The organism is Carboxylicivirga agarovorans, assembly GCF_050589845.1.
Lineage (GTDB): Bacteria > Bacteroidota > Bacteroidia > Bacteroidales > Marinilabiliaceae > Carboxylicivirga > Carboxylicivirga agarovorans.
Window position 1 is genome coordinate 21,527 of record NZ_JBNGPA010000024.1, and the last position, 26,675, is coordinate 48,201.

Sequence of the window (26,675 nt, forward strand, 5' to 3'; positions counted from 1 at the left end):
ATCGGGGATTCAGATTTCTGTTGAATTAGATATACTAAAGAGGCTGTCCAAATTAAAAATACTTCTCTCAGAGAACGCAAAAAAGAAAGTCTGCAAAGTATTAAGTTATAAAACCGAATACTTTGCTGCCTTTGCATAATTCTTGGCGACCTCCGCGTGAAACTTAAATTTCGGACACCCTCTTGTTTGTTAACTTTTTGAGAATCTTATTGTCCTATCTCAACTGCGTTAACACCCTTAGTCAATGGTATAATTATAAAACATCAGGTTTGCACCTGGTTTTTCGTTACTTTCTAAACTTATAAACGGTTTCTGATCCATCGGTCATTCGAACATGAACAAGGTACATACCCCTTTTTAAATGACTAACTGATATTTGATCATTTACAGCCTGAATTACACTCTGGCCTGCGATGTTTAAAACTGTCACATCTTTAATAAGCTTTGTTGCTTTAATACTAACTGTTTGCAACACATCATCATAACTCACCCGCAGATCCTTATCAGCCGATAATTCGTAGACAGCATTATAATCGTCGACTATCAGGCTTACATCATCCCAAAACCAGCCCCAGGCCTGTTCTTCATAAATGCAGAAACCAAGGTGTATTTTTTGTCCGGTAAACTCAGCCGGTATTTTTACCAGGGCTTCTTCCCATTGGTCGCTCTTTTCAGGGTGATCATTATAGATAATCGTCCAGTTTTGCTTATCGTTTGAAACAGCAACCTTATTTTTAGCGTCTCCGTTCAGGTCAAATTTCTGCCAGAATGATAGAGATACCTCTTTAAAATCCTTAAGATCTATTGACGGGCTAACCAGCCAATATTCATTGTTGCTGCTGTTTTTATCGTAAAACTGCACGCCAACAAGACCTCCTTTGGTATGATTGGACCCATAAACCGTTTCCCAGTGCGTTATACCACCGGCACCTGCAGGAGCTTCCCAGCCCTGCGGTAATGCAGGAGGAGTAACATTTTCAAAGTCCTCAACAAATAAACGTATCCCGTCATCTTCATTGTGGTATTTAATATTGATGTAGATACCAGTGGCCTTCTGAATGTTTTCAGCTGCAAGCGTTGTAAATGCATCATTTGTAAAGGAGAAAAGTACATCGTAAACATTATTGTGTGATTCGTGCACGGCAGCCTTACCTTCAATGACCATATCCAATGAGTTTGCGTCCACTTTTTTTAATACAATGCTGAGGCCTTCGGGCAAATTACTGACCTGCCAGGCTTCAGCCGGCAATACGTCATCAGTAAAAACAAATTCATCACCTTCGAGCACTATTCTCATGCTCTGATCAATTGAGCCATCATTAATTGGCGATTCGATGAATACTGCTTTGGGCCAGCTGATAAGTGGCAATGGCCCCTCAACTGTGAATGAGAAGCGATTATCACTTTCCAACTTCAGATCAGAGAGTTCTACTCCAGAGGAATTGCCACTAAACAAGTTCGTTGATGGTGTTGTGCTTGCACCAATGGTGACTGATTGATCATCGCCGGCAAACAAATCGCCAGCGACTCCCCTGTCTTTGGCCCCGTATAGTCCGCCATTTTCATCGAAGTCAGCTTCGAGTAAGCGTATTGCAGGAAAATCGCGGTTATCATTAATACCACGCTCAAGGGCCAGTTTATTTTTTGATATCTGATAAATGGCCAATCCTGATGATGGTTGACGAATATCGTTATTCTCGGCACGTCTGTTTTCAAGCAGGAAATACTGATCGTCGCTTTTTGTATTAATTCGGACCACTTGATCAGCATCAGCATTCATGGAAGACAAGGTGTAGCTTCCTTTATCGGTATAATTGATTATTTGGGGTTCTTCCCATCCTAATTCATATCGCGACCATGCACAAAAATTAGATGGCTGATAGCCTCCATCGAGCCATGAGCCTGCAGACATGAGTGCCCAATGCCCCAGACCATTGGATTTTCCTGTTCCGTCATACATATCAGGTAAACCTAAGGCGTGTCCGTATTCATGCGCAAACGTGCCAATACCTGCAGCCTGGTTAAGCCCTCCATAAACACGACGTTCGCAAGCAATTACATAGTGGTCAATCTTAACTCCGTCATAAGTTACAGCTTTATTAACCGTACCTGATAAACTCCATGAATGCGGCCAGATATACTCTTCTTCCCCCCTGTGATCAGCACCCAAACCGGCATGCATTACAATAATAGCATCGGCCTTACCGTCGTTATTGTTATCGTACTTAGAGAAATCAATACCATCGTTTTCAGCGGCATCGACAGCTTTTCTAACCAGGTTACCAGTCAGGTACATACCTTTTGATTCGGAGAAATTGCTATAAGGCTGTTCGCAATTGTACCAGCCTGCCACATCTACATTTACAGTCAGTTTACCATGTGAGGCACGCTGAAAAAACTCTTTAAAGCCCGCCTTATCAGCCGATCCTGGTTGATTAAACAAGTTTTCGATTTCCGTTTTGGATGTGGAGTGCGTTTGATCTGAATATTCAACCAGGATTAGCAGCGCATTAATGGTTCCTGTTGACTGAACAGATGGTGCCAGCTGAATGGATTTTAACCGGGTTTGTATTTGCTCAACCTGCAATAAATGGTCTTCATAAGATCGCCTTATTTTATTGATGAAGGCAGAAGATACCTCAGTACCAATTTCATATTTTGAAGCCCTGCCCTTACCATCTTTGTAAATGGCATAGAAGTATGAATTACCAGCTTTTATACACGGTAAATTATCCTCTGTGAGAATATAATGAAAGGTATTGTCTCCGCCGGGAAACAGAGTAAGCTCGAAACCCTCTGAATTGACATATGTAAATGGCTCAGAGTTGACAGGTGAGCCTATAACAAATTTGGATTGCCCGTAACTTAAGGCACTGGCCAGTAAGAGGCAGCAAAGGAGTAAATGTTTTTGCATCCTTAAAAGTTAAGTAAGTTATGCTGAGTCACATTGACAATCAGCCATAAAGCTGTAAGGCTGTCATGGTTAATAAACAGAAGCTTATCTGTCAATCCGGCTCAGATCATTAAGTTGAATGGGTGTGACCTTTGGTCACAAAGAACTTATAAAAGCTCAAGTATAACAGTAACCAGAATTGGTACCAGGATCGTTAATACAATTCCACTGAAAATAGCAATAATGCCATATTCTTTGCCTGTAAATTTAACAATGACCGGTAATGTTGTGTCCATTGCTGTTGCACCTCCTGATGCGATTCCGGCAAGCTTACCAAAATATTTAACCAAGAGAGGAACTGCCAATAGAGTAATTATTTCGCGGAATATATTTGATAGTAAGGCAATCACTCCTAACTCCTGACTATGCATTTGACCGATAAATATGCTGGATAATGAATAGTAACCGAATCCTGCACCAACAGCCATAGCCTCTTTAACGTTGATATCGCTTAATAATATGGAAGCAACAGAAGTACCTACAAGGCTGCCTATTACAACAACCAAAGGCACCAGAAGAACCTTAATATTCAGTTTTCGCAATACATAAAAGGCACTTTTATCACTGCCAATACTTACGCCAACCAAAAACATTAGAATAAACAGTGCATAGGTTGTCAGATTCTCGTTAAGCAACCATTCAGGAAAGAAATGATAAATTCCACCAGCTAATCCAACAATAAAAAACGCTAATATGATTAAACTTCCCTTCATTGCTACTCTTCGTTATTTGATTTGAAAAAGAACTGATAAACTATTTTTGCCAGCACAACACTACCAGCAACAGCACCAATTGTCAGCCAAAAGGCTTTATAGCCTATCCTTGAAAAATTATTGATGATATCTTCATTAACACCAACGGATATTCCAAGCAAAAACAACAAAAGGTATACCGACCATGTAACAGCCGAGTCAACACCTTTGCGGATCTTATCTTTTTCGCGTATCAGCCAACCAATTCCAATACCAACAGCAAATAAGGCAATAACAATGTATGAAGTCATGGCGTCAAAAGTAATATTTACCAAAAATATCATCAAATGATTGACATAAATTATTCCTTAATCAATCATTCAACAAATAGGAAGTCAAGATATTAGGTATTATCATTCGGATAAAGCGAAGCGAGCCCGCCTGAACGGGCCCGCATCAAATATAAATCCAAATCACACACTAAATTTAATTCTGCACCATTTGACATGTTTCTGAGCACCAAGGGAATGATCCTGTTGATCCATCCTCACATACATAGTCAAACTGAATAAAGTCGATCAGGCGGTTTTCCAAATCAAATACTCCAATCAGATCAGTGCTTAAAAACCAGGCACCGCGATCATCCCAGCCATTGTCTAACTTAGTTCCCTCTGGCACTACAAATTTGATACTTTCAGGGTTGGTTTCAATGACTTTACCGGTCATATCCAAACCATTGCCCCAGAAATTATTCATGGTCATATCCTCACCGTTATCAGAAGCAGTCATAGATGCGTCTCTTGACCAGCCATCAGCAAGAAATGTGTATGCGCCTTCCCACAATGAAAGGTTTAACAGACGTGGCTTGATCGTGATGGTTGACGCGGTACTACTGTTACGGGCGTCACCATTAATAGTCGTGATCTTCAAAACCACATCCAAGGGATCTGTACTGGTAAAAGCTTCTGTATCAAATTCAATTGGTACCTCCAACAGGTTAATACCTGCCGGCATAAGTAATGCTTTTTCGCTAAGAGTAAAATGAACGTTTTCAACTGCGGTAGTATTAGCCTCGTCCACTTCGATATTAACGGTTACATCGCTTGAAAGCGCTTGTCCAAACAACCTTAGGTTAATGGTTGGAATCTCAACAACTGAACCTTCCTTGATTATTTTAACTGTACTTTGATCTTTCTCCCACATTACCACAGGTTTCTCCTGGTCCATATCAAGCAGACCATCTACCTCACAGGCAACGAACAATGGAAGAATAAAAAGTAGGTATATATATTTTTTAAATGTCTTCATAGTTTAACTTTTTAAGGAGCCACATGACGTGACTCCAATTGATTATTTCTTATAAAGCTCCATTTGAATTGGTTTCTGATTCAGGAACCGGGAAGAAAGCATGCGCGTCCAGTTTAAAATTGCCGGCACCAGGCTTACCACTGTTTTGCATTTTATCTTCAAGTACAGAATTTCCCCAACGTCGTAAATCAAAGAAACGATGCCCCTCGAATGCCAATTCCACAGCACGCTCATGCATAATGCGGTTACGCATCTCCTCCTGGCTAAGACCTGAAGGAAGAGCGGGCATGTCAGCACGTTGACGAACTTCATCAATGAATGGCTTGGCAGCACTAGCTGAACCTGATTCATTTAAAGCCTCAGCATACATCAGTAAAACATCAGCATAACGCATAAGAGGTATGTTTTGAGATGAGTACCATGCGGCATTATCACTTTCGGGAATATTACTTAATGTAAATTTGCGGAATATTGCTCGTTCAGAACCAGTACCAAATACATCTTCAAAACTTTCTCCGAAAACATCAACATCAGGATCATCAAAGAATAATGTCGCATATAATCTTGAATCGTATTTGCCGGTAGTAGCGATCATACCTTCCGATTTAAACTCTGTAACAAGGTTTTGAGTAGCTTCAATATTACCCCATCCACCAGTTTCAGGTGCTGAAGCGAATTTCCCGCTCACATGGCCGATATGACGACCATTAACGCGAACTGAAGAGTATTGTATTTCAAAAACCGATTCCTTGTTGTTCTCATTGGAACCATCAAAATTACTCATGAAGTTGTCAACCAAAGCATATTCTCCTCCAACACCATCTTCAACTATCTTTTTAAATTCGGCAGCTGCTTCTCCAAATTTACCCTGGTGTAACAATGCTTTTCCTAAAAATCCGATTGCTGCGCCTTTTGTAGCACGGCCAAGGTTAGATTTTTCGTGAACTACCGGTAATCCCATTGCCGCATCGCTAAAATCCTGCTCAATAAGTGCCCATACAGCCTCACGCTCGCTCAGGCTTTTTTCCAGTTCTTCTTCACTGGTAGGCGCCGCCTCCTGAAGAATCACCTTATCCCAGTTATTTAACAATCGGAAGTGTAACAAGCCTCTTAGAAATTTTGCTTCAGCAACGATTTGCTCACGTTCTTCCGGTTTAATTTTATCGTCGGTCATGGCACCAACTTTTTCAATCACCTGATTGGCATGATTCAATCCACGATACGCATCTTCCCAGTATATGGTCGAACGAGAATTACCAGCTGTATTGGTAAAGGTTGAAATGGCTGTCCAGTCTGCGTAACGGTCAGGGCCTGGCATACACATATCTGAACGGAAATGCTCAACCACAAAATTTACTTCCGTCACATCCCAACGGTCTGATGCACCTATCTGTGCATATACAGTTGCTAACGCGCCTTCTGCATCTGTAACATTTCTGTAAAATGCTTCAACAGTTAACTGATCATCGGGTGTTGTTGTAAGGAAATCATCCTCACAGCCCCAAGTGAATGGCATTAGTGCTAATAAGCTATATATAATATATTTCTTCATTGTTTTATTCTTTTGGGGATTAGAAACTCATTTGAACGCCAACGATATACATCTTAGATATCGGGTATAAAGCTGTATCTAGTCCTGGACTCCACACATCTCCTCTTCCGATTTCCGGATCCTGACCAGAATAATCGGTAAAAGTGAACAGGTTCTGTCCGCTTACATAAACTCTTGCTTTGTTGATCTTGATACGCTGTGTAAGATTCTCAGGTAAAGTATAACCTAATTGAATGTTCTTAATTCTCATGAAATCACCATTCTCAAGGAAACGCGTTGATTCGCGGCTGTTTCGACTTGGGTCGCCATATACAGCTCTTGGAATGTTCGTATTCCTGTTTTCAGGTGTCCATGAATTTAACGTTGATGCAAACATATTACGGTTTGTTCGCATTGATTCATAGTAGTAACGGTTACCGTTATAGATCTTATGCCCACCAGCACCATGCATTAATATTGACAAATCAAATGACTTATATGAAGCATCAATACTAAAACTGTAATTGTACTTAGGTATACCAACTCCGCTAAATACCTTATCATCATCATCAATGGTACCATTATCATTTGTATCCTTAAAACGGATGTCACCAGGCTGGGCATCAGGCTGTATCACTGTACCTTCACTGTTAGTGTGTGCCAATACTTCTTCAGGAGTCTGGAAAATACCATCTACTTTATACAACCAGTACGAACCAAGCGCATAACCAACTTTAGTTTGATGTGCATAATGCTCTCCGTAGTTTAATGAAGCGCCCGGGATACTTTCATCCACCGTACCCATTTTTGTTACTTCATTTTTCGTTGTACTCAAGGAACCGAATAATGAATAATTGAATTCTCCGATATTGTTCTGGTAGTTTAACTCAAGTTCAACACCACTATTTTCCATCTCACCAAAGTTTACAGTTGGTGTTCTTAGTCCGGCTGATGGAGGAATAGGCTTGGCAACCAACATATCAGAGGTTGTATTGTCATAATAGTTAAGTGCACCTGTCAATTTGTTATTGAAAAATCCAAAATCAACACCAATGTTCATGGTAGCAGTTTTCTCCCAACGATACTCTCTGTTTTCAAGGTCTCTTGAGATAGTACCTGTCCAAACCGTTTCACCTGATCCTTGTGAATAGGATCCGAACTCGGAAGTATAGCTACTCATTAAAGGCAGGTACCTGTATAAACTTAAACTACCTTCGTTACCTAAGATACCATAACTTGCTCTTAACTTAAGATTACTAAGGAAATCCTGTCCCTGCAGGAATCCTTCTTCTGACATGCGCCATCCCAGTGCTACAGAAGGGAAAGTACCATAGCGGGAATCAGGACCGAACTTAGAAGAACCGTCGCGTCGAATAGTTGCCTGAATTAAGTATCGGTCGTTATATGAATAGTTGATACGACCAACGATAGAAGCACGTGTATATTCAGTTCTTGTGCCTCCCACATCTTTGGTACCGTCCATGCCGGCATCCAGGGTATTAAAGTACTCATCAAGGAAACCTGTAGGCTCTTCATCTTTAATCAAAACTGCGCCGTCGCCATCATCGTTTAATTCAGCACTGTAAACATCTTTTACACCAGTTATGCTGGCAGAAACATAATCAGTCGTGGCCTTTTTTGTGATATAACCGGCCATTAATCCAATTTTGTGCTTACCAATGGTTTTGTCGTAGGTTAAGATATTATTGATGTTAATTTCGCGCCAATTATAGCGTCTCTCCCATACTGTTGGGTAAAATACCTCTTGCTTATCGTTGATATTGTATGATGGATTATGTGAGAAGTTATGGCGGTTGCTATTATTCAAACCGGCTTCAAAACGGAAGTTCAATCCTTCAATAATATCGAAGGTTAAGTAGCCGTTGGCTGTTAAATATTCATCGCGGTACTGGCTGTCAATAAAATACTCCTGTCCAACAGGGTTATTATTGGCGGGCATACCTAATACTTCAGTATCGGGGTAACCAAAACCATCCTCACGGGAATCGTCATAAACAGGAACCATTGGTAATATCTCATAGGTTTCTTTAATGCTTAATGAGCGATTATCCTGATCTGTTTCATTATAACTGATGTTGATACCACCACTCAGCCATTCACCAGAAAAATCAACTTTTGAACGAAGGTTTGCTTTCTGAAAGTTGGTACCAATGATAGTACCTTCCTGATCTAACCAGCCTGCTGAAACATAATACTGAACATTTTCTGTTCCACCTCTGAAGTTAACATTGTATTCCTGCATTGGAGCTTCGCGGAAAACAGCTCCTAACCAGTCAGTATCATAGTAATAAGGCTCTGATAAATATTTTGGCTTAGCTTCGTCGGGATTATTGTCATACATCATGTTGGCAATTTTCATGTATTGTTCCGAATTAGCCATATTCAATTCAGAAGTCTGAACCTGGTTCGCCCATTTTGCAGAGACATCAACGCTCATCTTACCTTCTTTACCTTTTTTGGTTGTAATTAAGATAACACCATTGGCTGCTTCCGTACCATAAATAGCAGCTGCTGCACCATCTTTCAACACTTCAATTGATTCGATATCGGCCGGGTTAAGCATATAAAGGCTACCTGGTACATTATCAATAATAACCAATGGATCATTATCATTTAAAGTACTGGCTCCACGAATTTTAATATCCATTCCGGCGCCAGGACCACCACCAATGGCGGTGATACTAACACCTGCCATACGTCCCTGAAGGGCTTCAGCCGGGTTAGAAACCGCTACCTTGGTTAGCTTATCACTCTTAACACTTGCTACAGCACCTGTCAGGTCACTTTTCTTTTGAACACCATAACCCACGGCAATCACTTCATTCAAGCCAATTGACTCTTCTACCAGCGTTATATCTATTTGAGTACGACCGCTTACCGCAATCGTTTGCGTTTGGAAGCCAATAAAAGAGTACACAATATTTTTACCCGAACCTTCGATCGTCAGTTCATATTCACCATCAATGTTAGTAATCGTACCTTTTGTTGTACCTTCAATAAAAACATTCACGCCGGGCAAAGGCTCACCGTCAACACCTATCACCTTCCCCTTAACTGTTATCGAAACATCCTGCTGAACAGAACGTGTCGTATTTTCCTCCAGAATTATAATGATCTTATCATTTATTTTATAGGTCAATCCTGTTCCTTCAAGCGCCTTATCAAGCACATCGACAAGCTCTCCCCCCTGATAGCCTTGTGCGATTTCTTTATCTAAGTTAACCTGGTCGTCCTGATAAAAAATGGTGTATGCAGATTGCTTTTCTATTTCGTTAAAAACGTGTTGCAGAGTGTTTTGTCCACGCTTCAGGTTTAGTTTCACATTCTGCGAGTAGCTTGACGCAGAAATCTGAACCATTCCGAAAATCATTAAAACTATTGTCAGTTTCATAATCTTCCAAAATTTAGTGTTTAGACATGATGCACTATACCTCATGCCATTCAATTTTTTTTTCATACTTTTGAATGATTTACTTTTAAACTTGTTTTAAAAATTGTCTGACCGGAGTGATGTTGCCGCATCTTTCCGGTCGTTTTGTTTTATCCCTATCTCATAGGCTAGTCTGTTATAAGAGTTATATATATTTTATCATTATCTGATCTGTAATCGATTGGTGTCGTCATCTTTATAACATCCAACACTTGCCATATTGTTTCGTTATTTCTGAATTTCCCTGTGAAAGATAAGTCCCGAACTTCGTCACTAAGTATTATGATATCAACATCATACCAACGTTCCAGACGAGTTATCAAGTCATCAAAGCTTGTATTTCTGAAATTGAATCCACGTTGTGTCCAGTTCGTTTCAAAATCTACATCGGCCTGATCAACATTCATCTGACCATCTGCATAAATTGCTTTTTGACCAGGTTTTAAGATGATACCCTTCGTGTGGTCAGTTCCTTTTTTATTTAAGGATACACTTCCTTCCACCAGGGTTGTTTCAATTCTGTTCGTTTCAGGGTAAGCCATTACATTGAACTCTGTACCAAGGACACGTACTTCAATTTCGCCGACAGATACGATAAAGGGATGTTCTTTATCGTGGTGGACCGAAAAATAAGCTTCTCCTTTCAAAGTAACATTACGTGCTTCCTTATAAAATACCGATGGATAAACAAGTTCTGATCCTGCATTAAGCTTAACCAATGTACCATCAGATAACTTAACTGATGACTGTGAGCCATTGGGAACAGTAAATGTTACATAACTAAGCTGGTCGTTGCCTGATTGTGGTAATTTAAAAATGCTGTATGTGGCAAATACTGCCAACAGCGCAACAGCTGCTATTTTGGCTACTTCAAGCGCCCATACCGGAATTACCTTTCTACTCTTGAGCTGAGGCTTTAATTTTTGCCACGCCTGCTTTTGGGAAGGCATGTCTGCTATAGCCGAAGCATCCCATACATCCTTGAATTCAAAATATAATTGTTTATTCTCACCCGACTTGTCAATCCACTCTCTGAGGGTGGTCAACTCCTCTTCTGTAGCTGTTTTGTCCAGACTACGGATGATCAGTGCTTCTATATCGTTTAAATCTTTCATTTGTCGCTCTTGTATATGGATGACAAGTGAAAAGTTAAAACTACGTCAATTAATATGAAAAAAAATTAAAGAAAAGTTTCAGGCACGTCCCACTAACTCTTTTAATTTATTGATACACCTATATATACGAGTCTCAATCGTTCTTGGAGGAACATGTAATTTATGTGCAATTTCCATCGTTTTTAAGCCCTGAAAACGACTGAGATCAATTACTTCATAACAGCCCTTTGGTAATTCTTTGAGCATATCCCTTAACAGCTTTATTTTCTCTTGCTGTAAAAGGCTTTTTTCTTCCTTATAGTAATCCAACTCCATCTCCATCAATTCGGTATAGATTGAATTATGATGTTGTGAATGGACTTTTAATTGTTCAATATGATTGAGTGAAAGATTATAAATACTCTTATATAAATAAGCCTTTACTGATACAGTGACCAAAAGTTTATCACGCACCTCCCACAGTTTTACAAATGCCTCTTGTACAATATCTGATGCCACATCGGAGCGATACACAAATTTCATTGCGTATCGCACCATGTCATCAAAATGTGTTTTGAAGAAATGTTCAAACTCTTTTGCAGACTTAATATTGACTGTTTGCGACATGCTTACATTAATCCTTTGGTACACTTTTCTCTTCAGGGAAACGCTCTCTGTATTCTTTCCAGAACAGTTTCACATCACCTTTCATTTCTTTATGAAGGAATAATAAACCAAATAAGTTTGGAATGGTCATCAAAGCAATGGTAATACCTGATAAAGTCCAGATAATTGTTGTATCAACAAATGAAGCAACAAAGAAACCGATTACATACACCACATGGTACCACACAACGTACTTTGATCCCCACAAATAAGTAATGGCTCTGTCTCCGTAGTAAGACCATGAAATAGCTGTTGAGAATGCAAAAAGCAATAATCCAATTGAAACAATGTATTGTCCCCAGTGCCCGAACCAGCTTTTGGTGAAAGCAACTGCCGTAAGCGGGGCACTATGAATAAGTGACTGCCCTTCAATGATAATTTTATTATTACCGGAATGACTGAACTGGGATTTAATACGCTCAAGCAACCCGATCTCTTCATCTTTTATAATAATGCTACCATCAACAACATCAATACTTCCGTTATATAATTCTTTTCCTTGTTTTACTGTAACGTTTTCGGCCAGGGAACGTGCATGTATTAAACGCACAGGAGTACTGATTTTTCCATCTTTCACACCCATGGTACCGGTAAATAACGGTAAGGTTTCTTCCCCACTAATATGTTTTGAAAGCTCTGTTTTACCTTCATCTGTCTGATCAGTAATTGCAATGCTATTCACGACCTGTAAGTCGGCCAGTTGAAAGCGGTTATCCAGTTTCTCACTCCACACTCCTGATGACAAAAGAACAAAGCCTGTAAGTGTACAAATTATAATGGTATCGATAAAAGGTTCCAGTAGTGCAACCAAACCTTCAGATACAGGTTCATGAGCCTTGGCAGCAGCGTGAGCAATAGGGGCGGATCCCTGTCCGGCTTCATTGGAAAACAGCCCACGATTCACACCTCTGTTAAAAGCAAATGCAATACTGGCTCCCAGGAATCCTCCTGTAGCAGATGAACCGGTAAAAATATCGCCAACCACTGCCTGCAGTGAAGGCCATATATTTTCGTAATTGAAAAGAATAACTGCCATTGCACCAACGAAGTAAATAGCTGCCATTGCAGGTACAAGACGCGAGGTTACTTTAGCAATACGTTTAATACCACCAATAATGACAAAACCAAGTAAAATAGCCAGTACCAAACCGGTCACCATGTGAGGTACGCCAAAGGTTGAAAACAATGAATTTGAAATACTGTTAATCTGAGGTAAACTACCCGTCCCAAACGAAGAAAGAACGGTTGCTACAGCAAAGATGGCTGCTATCCAGTACCCGGTTTTAATAGTTTTGCCTGATGACGTTGTAATATTAAGGCGCTTACGCATGAAATACATAGGACCACCTGCAATACTGCCATCTTCAGCTTTCTCACGATATTTATGAGACAAGGTAACTTCAACAAATTTTGTTGTCATACCAAACATAGCGGTAACAAGCATCCAGAATAAGGCAGCAGGTCCACCAAGGTGCACAGCAAAAGCAACTCCCGCGATATTACCAGTACCAACGGTACCAGACAAGGCCGTCGTCAGAGCCTGAAAATGGGAAGTATCACCCTCGTCATCTTCCTTATCAAATTTACCTCTTACAATTCTCAGAGCATATTTAAAATATCTGACCTGAGGAAACTTAAGGTATATAGTAAAAAATATACCGGTGCCAAGTAGTAATAAAACAAACCAAAGATGGCTACCTATATAAGAGTCGATTAATAGCAAAAAGTCGTTTAATGCCTGCATAGATTTATGGTTAATTATTCTGTGTTTGTAGATTTTCAACAACAAATATTGGTTTTGACTGCGATATAACCAAATTTTTAAGGGGTATAACGCTTAAAAAACAATTATTCCTGCAAGCAACAGAAGCATAATATCTTTATTGCCAGAATGGAAAAATGACTTATTTTTGTTTATCTAACTATTAACTATGCACAAACCTAATATTGAACAATTCGATAGGCTTTTTAAAGAAGATGCAGTTTGGGGCGAACAGGAAGTGATAAAATTCCGATGGGTCTTGATTTCTGTTATTCTTGTATTTATCGGATATATCTATTATTCAGGAGAGACCGACAGAGCATTGACTTCTCTTTTACTGGCTACTGTTTATATTTTTTATAATGCAGTATTAAACATCTTACTGCGAAAGTATGGTAGTGCTACATGGATACGCTTTTTGTCTTCAACTATTGATATTACAATACTTTCCATTCACATATTTAATTATTCCTTTCTCTTTAAGCCTATTGCGGTAACTACTGCAGCTTCGGTGTTTTTATATCCGGTGTTGATCCTGTTATCTGTATTGAGATACGACAGACGACTGGTCGTATTTTCGGCTCTCTATTCTGTTTTATGCTTTAATATCATCTATAGCATCAGGTATCCTTATATTGAACCCGAATTGTTTGATAAGGTGGCATCAGCCAACTGGGCGGGACAGATTTACAAAAGCGCATACATGCTTGTTATGGGTTACTTCCTATACAGTATACCAAAGATGATTAATCGTTTGAACGCCAAGCATCAGGCAACCATTGAATTAAAAAGAAGTTCGGAGTTAAACCTCGCTCTTGAGAAGCAAAAGAATGAACTTGCCGTTTTACAGCTACACAAGGAAAAACGCCTGAATAAAAAACTAGCAGATCAAAAGTCGTTAATTGAGCAGCAAAAAGAGGCTTTACAGCATGCCAATATGACCAAAGACAAGCTTTTTAGCATAATTGGACATGATTTAAAGTCGCCATTTGCAGCACAAACGTCAATTATTGAGTTAATTTTGGCTGACTACAGCCAATACAATAAGGAAGAAATAAAGGACATACTAAAAACCATAAAGCATTCTGCTCATCAGGGACTTGATCTCTTAGGCAATCTTCTGGATTGGTCGAAACAACAAAACAATCTGATCAAGCACCAGCTGACACCGGTACGCTTGTCAACAATGGTAAATGATGCGCAAGCGCTTCTTTCGCATAATATAGCACATAAGGGAATAACCTTAATCAACAAAGTTGATTCAATGGCCACGGTTTGTGCAGATGGCAATATGATTAAAACAATTCTTCGCAATATCTTAAGTAATGCCATAAAGTACACCAACAACAATGGTACTATTCAAATAACCAGTAATACTGAGGGTAATTTTGATCTGCTAAAAATTAAAGACTCAGGCATTGGAATGACCGAAGATCAGATAAGTCGCTTATATAATATTGAGAATAATATTTCTACACCAGGAACAAATAATGAACCCGGAACAGGTTTGGGACTTTTGCTATGCAAAGAACTGGCTGAGAAGAATAAGGCTGAAATACGCATTGAAAGTAAAGTTGGTGAAGGTAGTACCTTTACAATTGCTTTTCCACGATTAAACCTCGAAACAGAAAGTCAGGAAAAATAAAAAGACTGCCTTATTGGACAGTCTTTTTAGCTTCATTTTATATCTCTTATTAGATATGAATCACTTCATCATATGCAGCTGCGGCAGCTTCCATAACCGCTTCTGACATTGTTGGGTGTGGATGTACTGCTTTGATAATTTCATGACCGGTTGTTTCCAGCTTACGGGCTGTTACCAATTCGGCAATCATTTCAGTTACATTGGCACCAATCAGGTGTGCTCCAAGCAATTCACCATATTTCGCATCAAAAATCAGTTTTACAAACCCATCTTTGTGTCCTGCCGCACTGGCTTTTCCTGAAGCTGAAAATGGGAACTTACCAATTTTCAATTCATGACCAGCCTCTTTCGCAGCTTTTTCAGTCATACCGACCGAAGCTACTTCGGGCGATGTATATGTACAACCTGGAATATTACCATAATCCAACGGTTCAGGATTATGACCTGTAATTTTCTCAACACAAATAATGCCTTCGGCTGAAGCAACGTGAGCCAGTGCCTGACCAGGAACAATATCACCGATAGCATATACGCCCGGTACTGTTGTCTGGTAGAATTCATCTACTTTCACACGGCCATTTTCAAGCTGTACACCTGTTTCTTCAAGACCAAGGTTTTCGATATTAGGAGTAATACCCACAGCTGATAATACAATATCAGCCTCGTGTGTTTCCTCTCCTTTTTTGTTTTTAATTACGACTTTCACTTTATCGCCCGACGTATCCACCTGAGTAACTTCAGCTCCTGTCATAACTTTAATTCCGGCCTTTTTAAAAGAACGCCCCAATTGCTTGGAAACCTCTTCATCTTCGACAGGTACGATAGTTGGCATGTATTCAACCAAAGTTACTTTAGTACCAATGGCGTTATAAAAATAGGCAAATTCACTACCTATGGCACCAGAACCAACAACGATCATTGATTCAGGCTGCTTATCCAGAGTTAAAGCCTTACGATATCCTATAACTCTCTCACCATCCTGGGGTAAGTTAGGCAACTGTCGACTGCGAGCTCCTGTTGCCAGTAAAATGTGTTCTGCAGTATAGACCGTTTTCTCTCCTGCTTCGTTTAATACTTCAACTTGTTTGTTACCCAGTAGCTTTCCATTACCCTGAATAACCTCGATTTTATTCTTTTTGAATAAGTACTGAATACCCTTGCTCATACCATCAGCAACACCCCTGCTGCGTGTCACCATTGCTTCGAAATCTGCACTGGTTTCACCCTCTATTTTAACACCATAATCGGCGGCATGCTTTAAATATTCAAAAACATTGGCACTTTTAAGTAAAGATTTTGTTGGTATACATCCCCAGTTAAGGCAAATTCCACCTAACTCAGAACGTTCTACAACAGCTACTTTAAGACCTAATTGAGAAGCCCTGATTGCAGCGACATATCCTCCTGGTCCACTACCAATTACTATTAAATCGTAATTCATTTTATTATGTTTTGTTTCTTATTTAGACAAAGTTCAAATAACAAATGTAAAAAAAATTCAATGCCTTAAAAATGACACATCGATTACATAAACAAAATTAGAGGCCAAGAGTTTGAAATAAAACGACAAATATCAAGTATTGAAAATAAAAAAGGAGGCAAAAAGCCTCCTTTTTATCTTATATGTAACAGATTACCTTAATTAAGCAGTTCTGCAATTTTTGCGTGTAACTCCTCTCCGCGAAGGTTTTTAGCAATAATCATTCCCTCTTTGTCCAGTAAAACAGTGTGAGGAATACCCGAAACAGCATATAATTTAGCAGCTTCACAACCCCAACCTTTTAAATCTGAAACATGATTCCATGTTAATTGATCATCTTGAATCGCTTTTAACCATGCATCTTCCTTCTGATCAAGAGAGACTCCAAGAATATCAAATCCTTTGTCTTTGAACTCTGCATATAATTTAACAACATTAGGGTTCTCACGGCGACAAGGACCGCACCAGCTAGCCCAGAAATCAACTAACAAATATTTTCCTTTAAATGAAGATAATGCAACCGGATTACCTTCAGTATCATTCATAGTGAAATCAGGAGCCATTTTACCAACAGCAACAGCTTCAAGCTTTTCAATTTTCTCGCTTAAAGCAACATAATAGGTCGAAGTATTTAAAGTTGGATCTAATAATGCCAATCCTTCTTTCATTTCCTCAACTGTTTTGTGTCTGTAAACATTATTTACTATAAATGCTGAGGCAGGAGATGTTGGATTAGCTTTCACCACATCCATTTGAATATTTTCTACAGACTCCTGGTTGGCCTGGTATTCTTCGTAAATTGCTTTTTGCTTAGCTGTATCTCCAGCCTGGCCAGCTTCACCGTAAGCCTTTTTCAATTCATCATTCTTCTCACCCACTTCTTTTAGGGCATCACTTACCGACTTGTACACAGTAAAAACAGCACCTCCGGTCAGATCAGCTTCTGCTATTTTATCAAGAGAACCATTAATTGTATACTCTACATTGTCAGCGAAAAAGTTTATGGTATTTCGAGAGTCAGCTTCTCCAAGCAATACAAATACCGGTTCAGTTAACTCAGTCGAATAATTTACCACACCTTCGGTAATTGTTAAAGTATCTTTTACATTAACTCCGTCTTTGTCATAAATGCTAATAACAACAACTTTATCAGCAGCGCCTTCAAGCTGACCAGTTAGTTTAAAACTTGCCGCCTGAGGCTGGCATGATGCCAAGGCCACTAAAGCTGCAAAGGCAAAGAATAATAGATTTTTCATTTGATGAATGTTTTTAGACTATTGTATCAATAGTCTGGGTTGTTTAATATGAGACGATAAATATACTTGCACAAATGTAGATATCAAAATATGTATACTAAAAAAGCCACCTTGAACAAGGTGGCTTCTTCAAAATTCATCTTACTGATATCTTAGTTCAGCAACTCTGCCAATTTCTCTTCTAAAGCAGAACCTCTCAGGTTCTTTGCAATAATTTTACCTTCTTGATCAAGTAAAAAGGTACTTGGAATACTCTGAATAGCATATGCTTCTGCCACTCCCGATTCTTCAGTAGCTAATACCTGAGTCCATGTTAAGCCATCTTCTACAATCGCTTTTTTCCAGGCAGCTTCATCGCGGTCAACAGATACACTTAAAACTTCAAAACCCTTACTGTTGAATGCCTTGTAAGCTTTAACTACATTCGGATTTTCTTTACGACATGGCTGACACCAGCTAGCCCAAAAGTCAACCAGTACATATTTACCTTTAAAACTACTCAATGAGACAGCTTCTCCGGCAGGCGTATTCAGCGTAAAGTCAGGAGCTACTGCTCCTTCAGCTGTAGCAGCCTGTGCCTTTTCATACTCTTCCAGGGGACCTAATAATTCTTTCATTTCAATAAAATACGGATGCGTCGACATTGATGGCTCAAACTGAGCTATTAGCTCACGAAGCTCTTCAAGATCCAGGGAACCAGCCATATTTAATGCGAAAAATAATCCACACTCATTGGAAACATTTTCATTAATGAAGTTCTTGAAGTAAGCACGTTGATCCTCGAGAAGTGCCTGCATTTCTTCCTGCAGCATTTTTTGCTTATCTGCATCCTGACTCATATAAGCCATCTGAAACTCCTGCTGCAGCTCTGCCTGTCTTTCCTGTCCTGGAATTTCATTATTAAATTTCATTAATAATTCAGTCAATTCAGAACCTTCTACTTCAATTTCAGATAGTTTATCAACGTTACCTGTAATTGTAATTTTATTATTGGAAATAAAGAATACAGCCGGCTGTTGTTTTCCGTCAACCACTGCAATGTACAACATAGGTGCATCCACACTTCCTGTGAACTGGAATACTCCATTATCCATTACCGTTGTGTCAACATCAACCGGACGACCTTTTTCAATTCTTTTTAGGATAACTCTTTCAGATGTAGCACCTTCAAGTGTTCCTGTAACTTCATAAGATTTTGGTTGACAAGCAACCAACATTGCAACACCAAAGATGGCTAACAAAACTTTTTTCATGTGATTATAATTTATCTTCATTTGTCACATACAACAACCTCGAGAATAATTCATTCTGTAATGTGTCATTCAAGAATGTAAAAACGGATTGAACAATGTGATTTAATAATAATGCCTAAAGCTATATATATTATTTATATATTCTCAAAATAACTATCCAATAAATCTTTAGCGGCCATAAACGAACTCTTCTCATCATTCAACACCTGATTTTCATTGATCGTTAACGCTTTTTTAATCAACGGATGATGATAGAAATTATTACGCAATTGCTCATTAATACTTTCATACATCCAATATTTGGCCTGTGAACGCCTGTTTGCATCGAAATAGCCATTTTGTTTAGTTAACTGCACATATTCCAGGATCATATCCCAGATCTTATCAACATCCTTATGGTACAATGAGGAACATGTTTTAACTTCGGGGGTCCAGCCCGATTTAGTTGGCGGAAACAAATGCAAAGCACTGCGATATTCAGCCTGAGCGAGTTTTGCACGTTCCACATTTTGCCCGTCCGCTTTATTTATAGTAATGGCATCAGCCATTTCCATAATACCCCTTTTTATACCTTGCAGTTCATCACCTGCACCAGCCAGCATCAGCAGCAGAAAGAAGTCAACCATCGAATGTACAGCTGTTTCTGATTGCCCTACCCCAACCGTTTCGATAAATATGGTGTCAAACCCGGCTGCTTCACAAAGTATAATTGTTTCGCGCGTCTTTCGGGCCACACCTCCCAAGGAACCGGCAGACGGTGAAGGACGAATATATGCATCCTTTTCACCTGAAAGTTTTTCCATACGGGTTTTATCGCCTAAAATACTTCCTTTTGAACGCTCACTTGAAGGATCAATGGCTAATACGGCAAGCTTACCGCCATTTTTAATAATGTGCATTCCCATGGATTCAATAAAAGTACTTTTACCTGCACCCGGAACGCCTGTAATTCCCAAACGAATACTTTTACCGGCATGTGGTAAGCATCGTTCAATAATTTGCTGCGCAACTTTCTGATGTTCAGGAAGTGAACTTTCCACCATGGTAACTGCACGGCTTAAAACCGTAACGTTTCCTTCCAGAATACCATTAACGTACTCATCTATCGAAAGCTGACGTTTTCTTTTTATAATTCGTTTAGCAGCATTAGGGTTAATTGAAGGAGCATCCTCAACCCCCTTATTTACTTTTAAACCTTTAAAATTCGGATCATTCTCTATGTGATGATGATCATCCGCTTTTTTCATGCAACAGTTGGTATTTATAATAGAATAAGGAGAGTTAATCATGTGCTAACTCTCCTTATTCCAAATCTTTTATAATTCTAGTTTATTTTCACATTACCAGTGATCATCAAGGTATGAGTGGTTGTTTTAGGATCATTTGTAACTATCCTCACGGTTTTAGTCTGGCGTCCGCTTTTACCTTTTGAATCAAATTGGGCAGCTATTAAAGTTGTTTCTCCCGGCTCAAGAATTGTTTTTGCCGGCTTAATAGCAGTGCAACCACATGATGCTTTAACTTTACGTATTATCAGCTGTGTTTTACCTGTGTTTTTAACTTCAAACTGGTGCTTAACCACATCTCCTTGTTTTATATCACCAAAATTCCAGTTTTTCTCTTCAATGGTTGCAACAGGGGCTTTTTTAAGCTTTTCAGCGTCCCATGTTGAGAAATCTTCCTGAATGGATGCACTAACGGTGACCCGATTAGAATAATTGCGAACATCATTGAAAATGATGAAGATATTGTCAGTTACAAATCCCCAGTCATTCTTTAGTTTTGCATCATATGTTGCTGTGATGACAGCCGCTTTTCCCGGCTGAACAACTTCAGGAATACATTTAATTTTTATGTGAGAAGGCACATTTACGAAACCTAATTTAACCGGTTCTTCTGAAGTGCTGATTATTTTTATACTCTCTTCTTTAACCTGCACTGGAGTGATACTTGTAAAAGCCAGGTGCGAAGTTTCAAGTCTGATTTTACCCATATTACGTGGATAAATATCTTCCATCGTCATTTCACGAGGTAAAACCTTACCATTAATGCGTAGAATTACTGTTGCATTTTGCGCATTTGAACTAACTGTAATTGTCTTATTAAAGTTACCAGGACGATTTCGAGGATCAAAAGTCACATTAACCATACCTGAACCTCCCGGAGGAATTGGAGTTCTGGTCCATTGCGGAGTGGTACATCCACATGAGGCTTTTACGTTATGCAAAACGAGTGGTTGTCCGCCAGTATTCTTAAATTTAAATTGAAAAGCCTTGGTTCCACCATCTTCTTTAACTTCTCCAAAATTGTGAATGACTTTGTCAAATGCAAGATTGGGTTTTGCATGTTGGGCGTATACATGACTTGCCAAAAAACTAATAAAGAGTGTGAATATGAAAAACTGCTTCATCGTTAAGTTAAGTTTTAAGTGCTATAATTTAGTTACTTCAACACATTCGTACGCAATACCAGTAATGAGTGTTACAAGTATTGCACCAATTGAAGACAAATCTATAAATAAATTACAATGTTTATAGCCAGTTCAGTTATTTTAACAAGGCATTAATACCCCTGTTTTTTGTATTAAACTTATACGCTGACAAAAAGTTCATATTGATGCCATCCTTAATTTTGTTTTTAAAAGGTTTCGTTAATCTTTTTATAGCTTATGAAATTTTAAAAGTTATTTTTGTTATTCTTGTTTTTTCACCCTAATAAAGTGTGTTGATCATTTCTGCCATGAATAAATTTTGTATAATACTATTAGTAGCGGCATTTACTTTCAGTTGCCAGCAACCTGAAAAGGAATCAGGTCACCATTTAAATATTATACCACAGCCCAATGAATTAAGACTCAACGAGGGATATTTTGAAATTAGCAGTTCTACACTATTGGTATATAAAGGGCTTGATAAATCTGTTCTAAACACCGTTTCATATTTTCAGTCATTTCTTAATAGTACAGCAGGTTTCAACCTTGAGTTAATTGATGATCAACCATCTGAAAACTATATTATTTTTAAAATAGATTCAGGCATAGTTGATAATACAGAGGGCTATTTTTTAGAAGTATCATCGAAAAAGATAGAAATTATTGCAGCCAGTGCAAGAGGGTTATTTTATGCTATACAATCAATCAGACAAATATTACCTGAAGGGCCAGGGCAAACCCGGTTAGCAGCGGATACCAAATGGATTATACCAGCCCTCTCAATTAAAGATTATCCACGTTATAGTTATCGTGGATTAAACCTGGATGTGTCACGACATTTTTACCCCGTTGAAGTTATCAAAAAGCAACTTGACCTATTGGCCTTGTATAAAATAAATGTATTTCACTGGCATTTAACTGATGATCAGGGCTGGAGAATAGAAATTAAGAAATATCCGCAATTAACCTCTATTGGCTCGAGAAGAAGCAAAACTCTTATTGGTCATGCCGCAACAATACCGCAGAAATACGATAATGAACCTTATGAGGGTTATTATACCCAGGAACAAATAAAAGACATTGTTAACTATGCTAATGAACGTCATATAAGTATTATCCCCGAAATAGAAATGCCTGGCCATGCCTTAGCCGCACTTGCTTCTTATCCGGAGCTCGGTTGCACAGGTGGTCCTTATGAGGTCGCGACCCGATGGGGTAGCTTTGATGATGTCATTTGCGCTGGTAAAGAATCGAGTTATGTCATAATAAAGGACATTCTAAGTGAAGTTGCACAACTATTTCCGGGTGAATATATACACATTGGTGGTGATGAGAGTTCTACATTAAGATGGAGGAATTGTAATCATTGCCAAAAATGCATGACAGACAATATGCTGGCAACAGAAAACGAGCTTGCCAATTATTTTATAAGAAGAGTTCAGCAAATTGTAGAAGATCTTGGTAAAAAAATGGCTGGATGGGATGAAGTAATGACTGATAAGACTTTGAGCAATGCAACAATTATTGTCTGGCAAGATGATGCTGAGATAAAGCAGGCAATCCACAACAACAATAAAATAGTTAAATCACCAAATAACTTTCTGTATTTTGATCACTATCAAAGTGAACCACAAAACCACCCCTTGGCTATAGGTGGCTATACCCCTTTGAAGGATGTTTATTCTTACGAACCTGAAACAGGTGATCTGAGTCATGATGAAGAACGATCGATAATTGGCCTTCAGGCTAATTGCTGGTCCGAATACATGACTGACAGTGACCAACTTGAGTTTATGCTTTATCCACGCCTATGCGCATTCTCAGAGATCTGCTGGACAACTACTGAACAAAAAGACAGGTCGGTATTTATGCAAAAACTTGATCAGCATTTAGAGCGTCTTGGAACACTTGGTATTAGTTACTTCTACGAAGTGCCAAAACCGATCCTGAACCATAAGGAACTCAATTTTGTAAACACCACTGCCCTTGATTTTACAAATATTTCAGATAAATATGAAACCAGGTATACGACTGATGGCTCAGAGCCAGATGAAGCATCGCATCTTTTTACGAATAAAACAGCAATCAAGCAGTCGGCTACTGTCAAAGCTATTACTATAAACAAGGCTACCGAAGAGCAAAGTAAAACAGCTATCTTCAATTTCAACAAATTAACTTTCCAAAAAGCTGAAAAATATAAAGGATCCACAAATAAAGGCCTGATATTCTCTTTGCACCATGGTCGATTTAAGAGCGTAAAGGAGATTCAGAATATCAGTGCAAGTCAAACAGGTGTTGTAACACATTCTTTCATTCCGGATTCCGTTGGTTTGGAAGGCTTTGGACTTATTTACAGCGGTTACTTTAAAGCCATGAAAAAGGGGATCTATGAATTTGCCCTCAATTCTGATGATGGTAGTGCCTTGTACATTAATAATGAAATGGTAGTCAATAATGACGGAATACATGGCAAGAAAATAGAAAGAGGGGCTATTGCTTTAAATAAGGGAGTTTATAAAATTAAAGTACTATATTTTCAAACGACAGGATACCAACATTTTAACATTCACTTAACCACTCCTGATAAAAACAATAAACGTTTGACTCCAAAGGATTTCATCCATTAAACCTAAGAGTGAAACTTAATTGCTGCTATTCCCATATTTAAGTTTAAACATATTCGTGTTATCTTTGTAACGAAGTTTTAAAATATTAACATTTTGTAGCAGATTTATCAGTTACTCAAAATCGTTTTGTATGCAAAGCCGTATTAAAGAATTAACAAAGCAATACCTATCTCAGATTATTGATATTCGCAGACATATTCATCAACATCCTGAATTGTCATTTGAAGAACATCAGACTTCGGCATTTATTCAGGAAAAGTTAAGGAATATGGACATCCCGTTTAAGGCAGGTTTTGTTAAAACTGGTATAATTGGCTATCTAAAAGGTAAAAATCCTGGTAAAAGAACCATTGCCCTTAGAGCGGATATGGATGCATTACCGATTCAGGAATCCGGTAATTTAGAGTTTACATCCAGAAATGAAGGCGTTATGCATGCATGTGGACACGACGCTCACACAGCTGCATTATTGGGTGCTGCTATGGTTCTAAATGAGCTAAAAACTCAATGGGAAGGAACAATACTGCTATTATTTCAGCCTGCCGAAGAGGTATTTCCCGGAGGTGCCAAGCTTATGATGGACGAGGGCTGTTTTGAGAACAATGAACCTGAGCTAATTATCGGTCAACATGTACTGCCAAATATGAAAACCGGACATGTTGGCTTTAAAAGTGGCATGTACATGGCTTCTGGTGATGAAGTGTATATTACTGTAAAAGGGAAAGGTGGTCATGCCGCCATGCCACATGCCTTAACTGATACTGTACTGATAGCCTCGCATATTATTGTTGCTTTGCAGCAAATTGTGAGCCGGATTGTACCAGCACAAATCCCAACCGTATTATCATTTGGTAAAGTCATTGCCAATGGAGCAACCAATATTATACCGGAAAAAGTTGAAATTGCAGGCACTTTGCGCACCATGAACGAGGAATGGCGTGCCATTATAAAAGATAAAATAAGAGCAATTGCAAAAGGAACTGCCCAATCAATGGGTGCTGATGTTGAAATTGATATTAAAGACGGTTATCCGGTTGTTCATAATAATGAGCTTGTAACTGAAAAAGCCATCAGTTTTTCTCGTGAATATATTGGTGAACAAGCAACGGAAATTATGAATACCCGAATGACTGCTGAAGATTTTGGCTACTATTCACAAAAGTACCCATGTACTTTTTATCGCTTCGGTGTTGAACAAAAAGAAGGTCAGACAGGCAGTTTACACACCCCTCAATTTAACTTAAATGAAGATTCTTTAGAAACTGCTGCAGGTTTATTGGCCTATATGGGATATAAATTTATGACAGCCGATTAATTAGAAACCTTCTAAACACCTGTAAAACCAGCTAATCTCCAACTGTTTAAATAATAAAAGACCTTAAAGCCTTATTTATATCGTTTAAAAATAAACTACTTTCGAAAGGAAATCTTTTTTTTAATTAAAAAAGCAGATAATTTTGCTCATGTAATAATAACCAATAAAGACAAAAAAATGGCTTACGTAATTAATGAAGACTGCATCGCTTGCGGTACTTGTGTTGACGAATGTCCAGTAGAAGCTATCGCTGAAGGCGATATTTATACAATTGATGCTGAAGCTTGTACTGATTGTGGTACTTGCGCTGATGTTTGCCCTACTGAGGCAATTCACCCGGCATAAGCTTTTACAAGCAAAAAATAAAAAAGCCCCTTAACGGGGCTTTTTTATTATCCTTTATTTGGGTTTTATCCTAATCGAGAAATTCGCTGCAAAGTTTCCGGGTCAAGAATCTTTATCACCCGTCCATTCACTGCCAATACTTTCTCATTAACAAACGAGCTTAAAGTTCGGATAGCATTGGAGGTTGTCATATTAGAGAAATTCGCCAAATCTTCACGCGATAAATAGACGGCCAGCGTTTGCTCATCTTCTTCATAACCATATATATCTCTTAACACACATAAACTCTCAGCCAAACGGCCTCTGATATGCTTTTGTGTAAGCGTAACGGTTCTGTATCGCGCAAAACCTAATTCACTGGCAAATGACTTAATAAATGCCATGGATAAGGCCGGATTTGTTTTCATCAGGTTATAAATAACCTTTTTGGGAACGTGAAATATTGTGCAAGGTTCAATTACCTCAGAACTTGCAATATGCATCTCCTCGGCAAATAAGGCACGATAGCCTATAAAATCAGGAGCTGATGCCATACGTACAATCTGTTCACGGCGACTCACACCTTCCTTGAAAATCTTTACTTTACCTTTCCCAAGGCATAACAAACCTGTTGGTTTCTCGCCTTCCTGATATATGATATCATTCTTCTTATAATAGACAGTTGAATGATTCTCTAACAGGTATTCCTTTTCCTCTTCTGTAAGTATGTTATACAGCTTTGGAATATCTTTTATCGTGGGTTCTACAGGGGTATTATTTTTCTTAACAGGCATTACAGGGGTGTTATAAAACTATGTTGTATAACATACAAATTTAAAAAAAAAGCTGAATCAGCACTAAAAATCTATTAAAATCAACAGAAGAGT

19 protein-coding genes are annotated in these 26,675 nt (G+C 38.7%); 4 read left to right on the forward strand and 15 right to left on the reverse strand.

The annotated features are described in order from the left end of the window. Window positions 1-286: 286 nt before the first annotated feature. The 9 genes from ACRD69_RS18605 to ACRD69_RS18645 all read right to left on the reverse strand — a co-directional run bounded on the left by ACRD69_RS18605 (window position 287) and on the right by ACRD69_RS18645 (window position 13,439). Entirely contained in the window at window positions 287-2,914 is a 2,628-nt protein-coding gene (locus ACRD69_RS18605) for a M6 family metalloprotease domain-containing protein (RefSeq protein ID WP_430816639.1), read from the reverse strand. Window positions 2,915-3,060: 146 nt separating this feature from the next. Further along, a complete protein-coding gene (locus ACRD69_RS18610) occupies window positions 3,061-3,666 on the reverse strand; it encodes a LysO family transporter (protein ID WP_430816640.1) in 606 nt (201 codons plus the stop codon). Window positions 3,667-3,668: 2 nt separating this feature from the next. Next, window positions 3,669-3,989 (reverse strand): LysO family transporter, encoded by a 321-nt coding sequence (locus tag ACRD69_RS18615; RefSeq protein ID WP_430816641.1) that lies wholly within the window; start codon window positions 3,987-3,989, stop codon window positions 3,669-3,671. Between the two features lie 142 nt (window positions 3,990-4,131). Continuing rightward, on the reverse strand, window positions 4,132-4,953 hold the full coding sequence (locus tag ACRD69_RS18620; protein WP_430816642.1) for a DUF4843 domain-containing protein: 822 nt from the start codon (window positions 4,951-4,953) through the stop codon (window positions 4,132-4,134). 49 nt (window positions 4,954-5,002) lie between these two features. Next, complete coding sequence (locus tag ACRD69_RS18625) at window positions 5,003-6,505, reverse strand: RagB/SusD family nutrient uptake outer membrane protein (protein WP_430816643.1); 1,503 nt, start codon at window positions 6,503-6,505, stop codon at window positions 5,003-5,005. 19 nt (window positions 6,506-6,524) lie between these two features. After that, complete coding sequence (locus tag ACRD69_RS18630) at window positions 6,525-9,896, reverse strand: TonB-dependent receptor (RefSeq protein ID WP_430816644.1); 3,372 nt, start codon at window positions 9,894-9,896, stop codon at window positions 6,525-6,527. Window positions 9,897-10,063: 167 nt separating this feature from the next. Continuing rightward, window positions 10,064-11,050 carry a FecR family protein gene (locus ACRD69_RS18635; protein ID WP_430816645.1) on the reverse strand — a complete coding sequence of 329 codons (987 nt, stop codon included), beginning with the start codon at window positions 11,048-11,050 and terminating at the stop codon, window positions 10,064-10,066. 78 nt (window positions 11,051-11,128) lie between these two features. Beyond that, window positions 11,129-11,656: an RNA polymerase sigma-70 factor gene (locus tag ACRD69_RS18640; RefSeq protein WP_430816646.1), complete on the reverse strand. Its 528-nt coding sequence runs from the start codon at window positions 11,654-11,656 to the stop codon at window positions 11,129-11,131. Between the two features lie 7 nt (window positions 11,657-11,663). After that, window positions 11,664-13,439: an alanine/glycine:cation symporter family protein gene (locus tag ACRD69_RS18645; protein WP_430816647.1), complete on the reverse strand. Its 1,776-nt coding sequence runs from the start codon at window positions 13,437-13,439 to the stop codon at window positions 11,664-11,666. Window positions 13,440-13,626: 187 nt separating this feature from the next. Between ACRD69_RS18645 and ACRD69_RS18650 the strand changes: the two genes are divergently transcribed. Beyond that, on the forward strand, window positions 13,627-15,102 hold the full coding sequence (locus ACRD69_RS18650) for a sensor histidine kinase (RefSeq protein ID WP_430816648.1): 1,476 nt from the start codon (window positions 13,627-13,629) through the stop codon (window positions 15,100-15,102). Between the two features lie 49 nt (window positions 15,103-15,151). Here the strand turns inward: ACRD69_RS18650 and lpdA are convergent, their stop codons facing one another. The 5 genes from lpdA to ACRD69_RS18675 form a co-directional block, all read right to left on the reverse strand. Continuing rightward, window positions 15,152-16,543 carry a dihydrolipoyl dehydrogenase gene (lpdA, locus tag ACRD69_RS18655; protein WP_430816649.1) on the reverse strand — a complete coding sequence of 464 codons (1,392 nt, stop codon included), beginning with the start codon at window positions 16,541-16,543 and terminating at the stop codon, window positions 15,152-15,154. A gap of 197 nt (window positions 16,544-16,740) precedes the next feature. Then, entirely contained in the window at window positions 16,741-17,838 is a 1,098-nt protein-coding gene (locus ACRD69_RS18660) for a redoxin domain-containing protein (RefSeq protein WP_430816650.1), read from the reverse strand. 152 nt (window positions 17,839-17,990) lie between these two features. Further along, complete coding sequence (locus ACRD69_RS18665; protein ID WP_430816651.1) at window positions 17,991-19,091, reverse strand: redoxin domain-containing protein; 1,101 nt, start codon at window positions 19,089-19,091, stop codon at window positions 17,991-17,993. A gap of 134 nt (window positions 19,092-19,225) precedes the next feature. Further along, the gene (gene meaB / locus ACRD69_RS18670; RefSeq protein WP_430816652.1) at window positions 19,226-20,338 is read right to left on the reverse strand and encodes a methylmalonyl Co-A mutase-associated GTPase MeaB; all 1,113 of its coding nucleotides are present in this window, start codon (window positions 20,336-20,338) and stop codon (window positions 19,226-19,228) included. A gap of 77 nt (window positions 20,339-20,415) precedes the next feature. Continuing rightward, complete coding sequence (locus ACRD69_RS18675; RefSeq protein WP_430816653.1) at window positions 20,416-21,501, reverse strand: DUF1573 domain-containing protein; 1,086 nt, start codon at window positions 21,499-21,501, stop codon at window positions 20,416-20,418. 329 nt (window positions 21,502-21,830) lie between these two features. On the opposite strand from ACRD69_RS18675, the gene ACRD69_RS18680 reads away from it, so the two are divergent. The 3 genes from ACRD69_RS18680 (at window position 21,831) to fdxA (ending at window position 25,809) form a co-directional block, all read left to right on the forward strand. After that, a complete protein-coding gene (locus ACRD69_RS18680; RefSeq protein ID WP_430816654.1) occupies window positions 21,831-24,149 on the forward strand; it encodes a family 20 glycosylhydrolase in 2,319 nt (772 codons plus the stop codon). Between the two features lie 130 nt (window positions 24,150-24,279). Continuing rightward, window positions 24,280-25,464: a M20 metallopeptidase family protein gene (locus ACRD69_RS18685; RefSeq protein WP_430816655.1), complete on the forward strand. Its 1,185-nt coding sequence runs from the start codon at window positions 24,280-24,282 to the stop codon at window positions 25,462-25,464. A 177-nt stretch (window positions 25,465-25,641) separates the two neighbouring features. Beyond that, window positions 25,642-25,809, forward strand: coding sequence for a 4Fe-4S ferredoxin (fdxA, locus tag ACRD69_RS18690; RefSeq protein ID WP_430816656.1), 168 nt, complete (start codon window positions 25,642-25,644; stop codon window positions 25,807-25,809). Window positions 25,810-25,874: 65 nt separating this feature from the next. On the opposite strand, the gene ACRD69_RS18695 is transcribed toward fdxA, so the two are convergent. Then, complete coding sequence (locus ACRD69_RS18695; protein WP_430816657.1) at window positions 25,875-26,582, reverse strand: Crp/Fnr family transcriptional regulator; 708 nt, start codon at window positions 26,580-26,582, stop codon at window positions 25,875-25,877. Window positions 26,583-26,675: the final 93 nt, after the last annotated feature.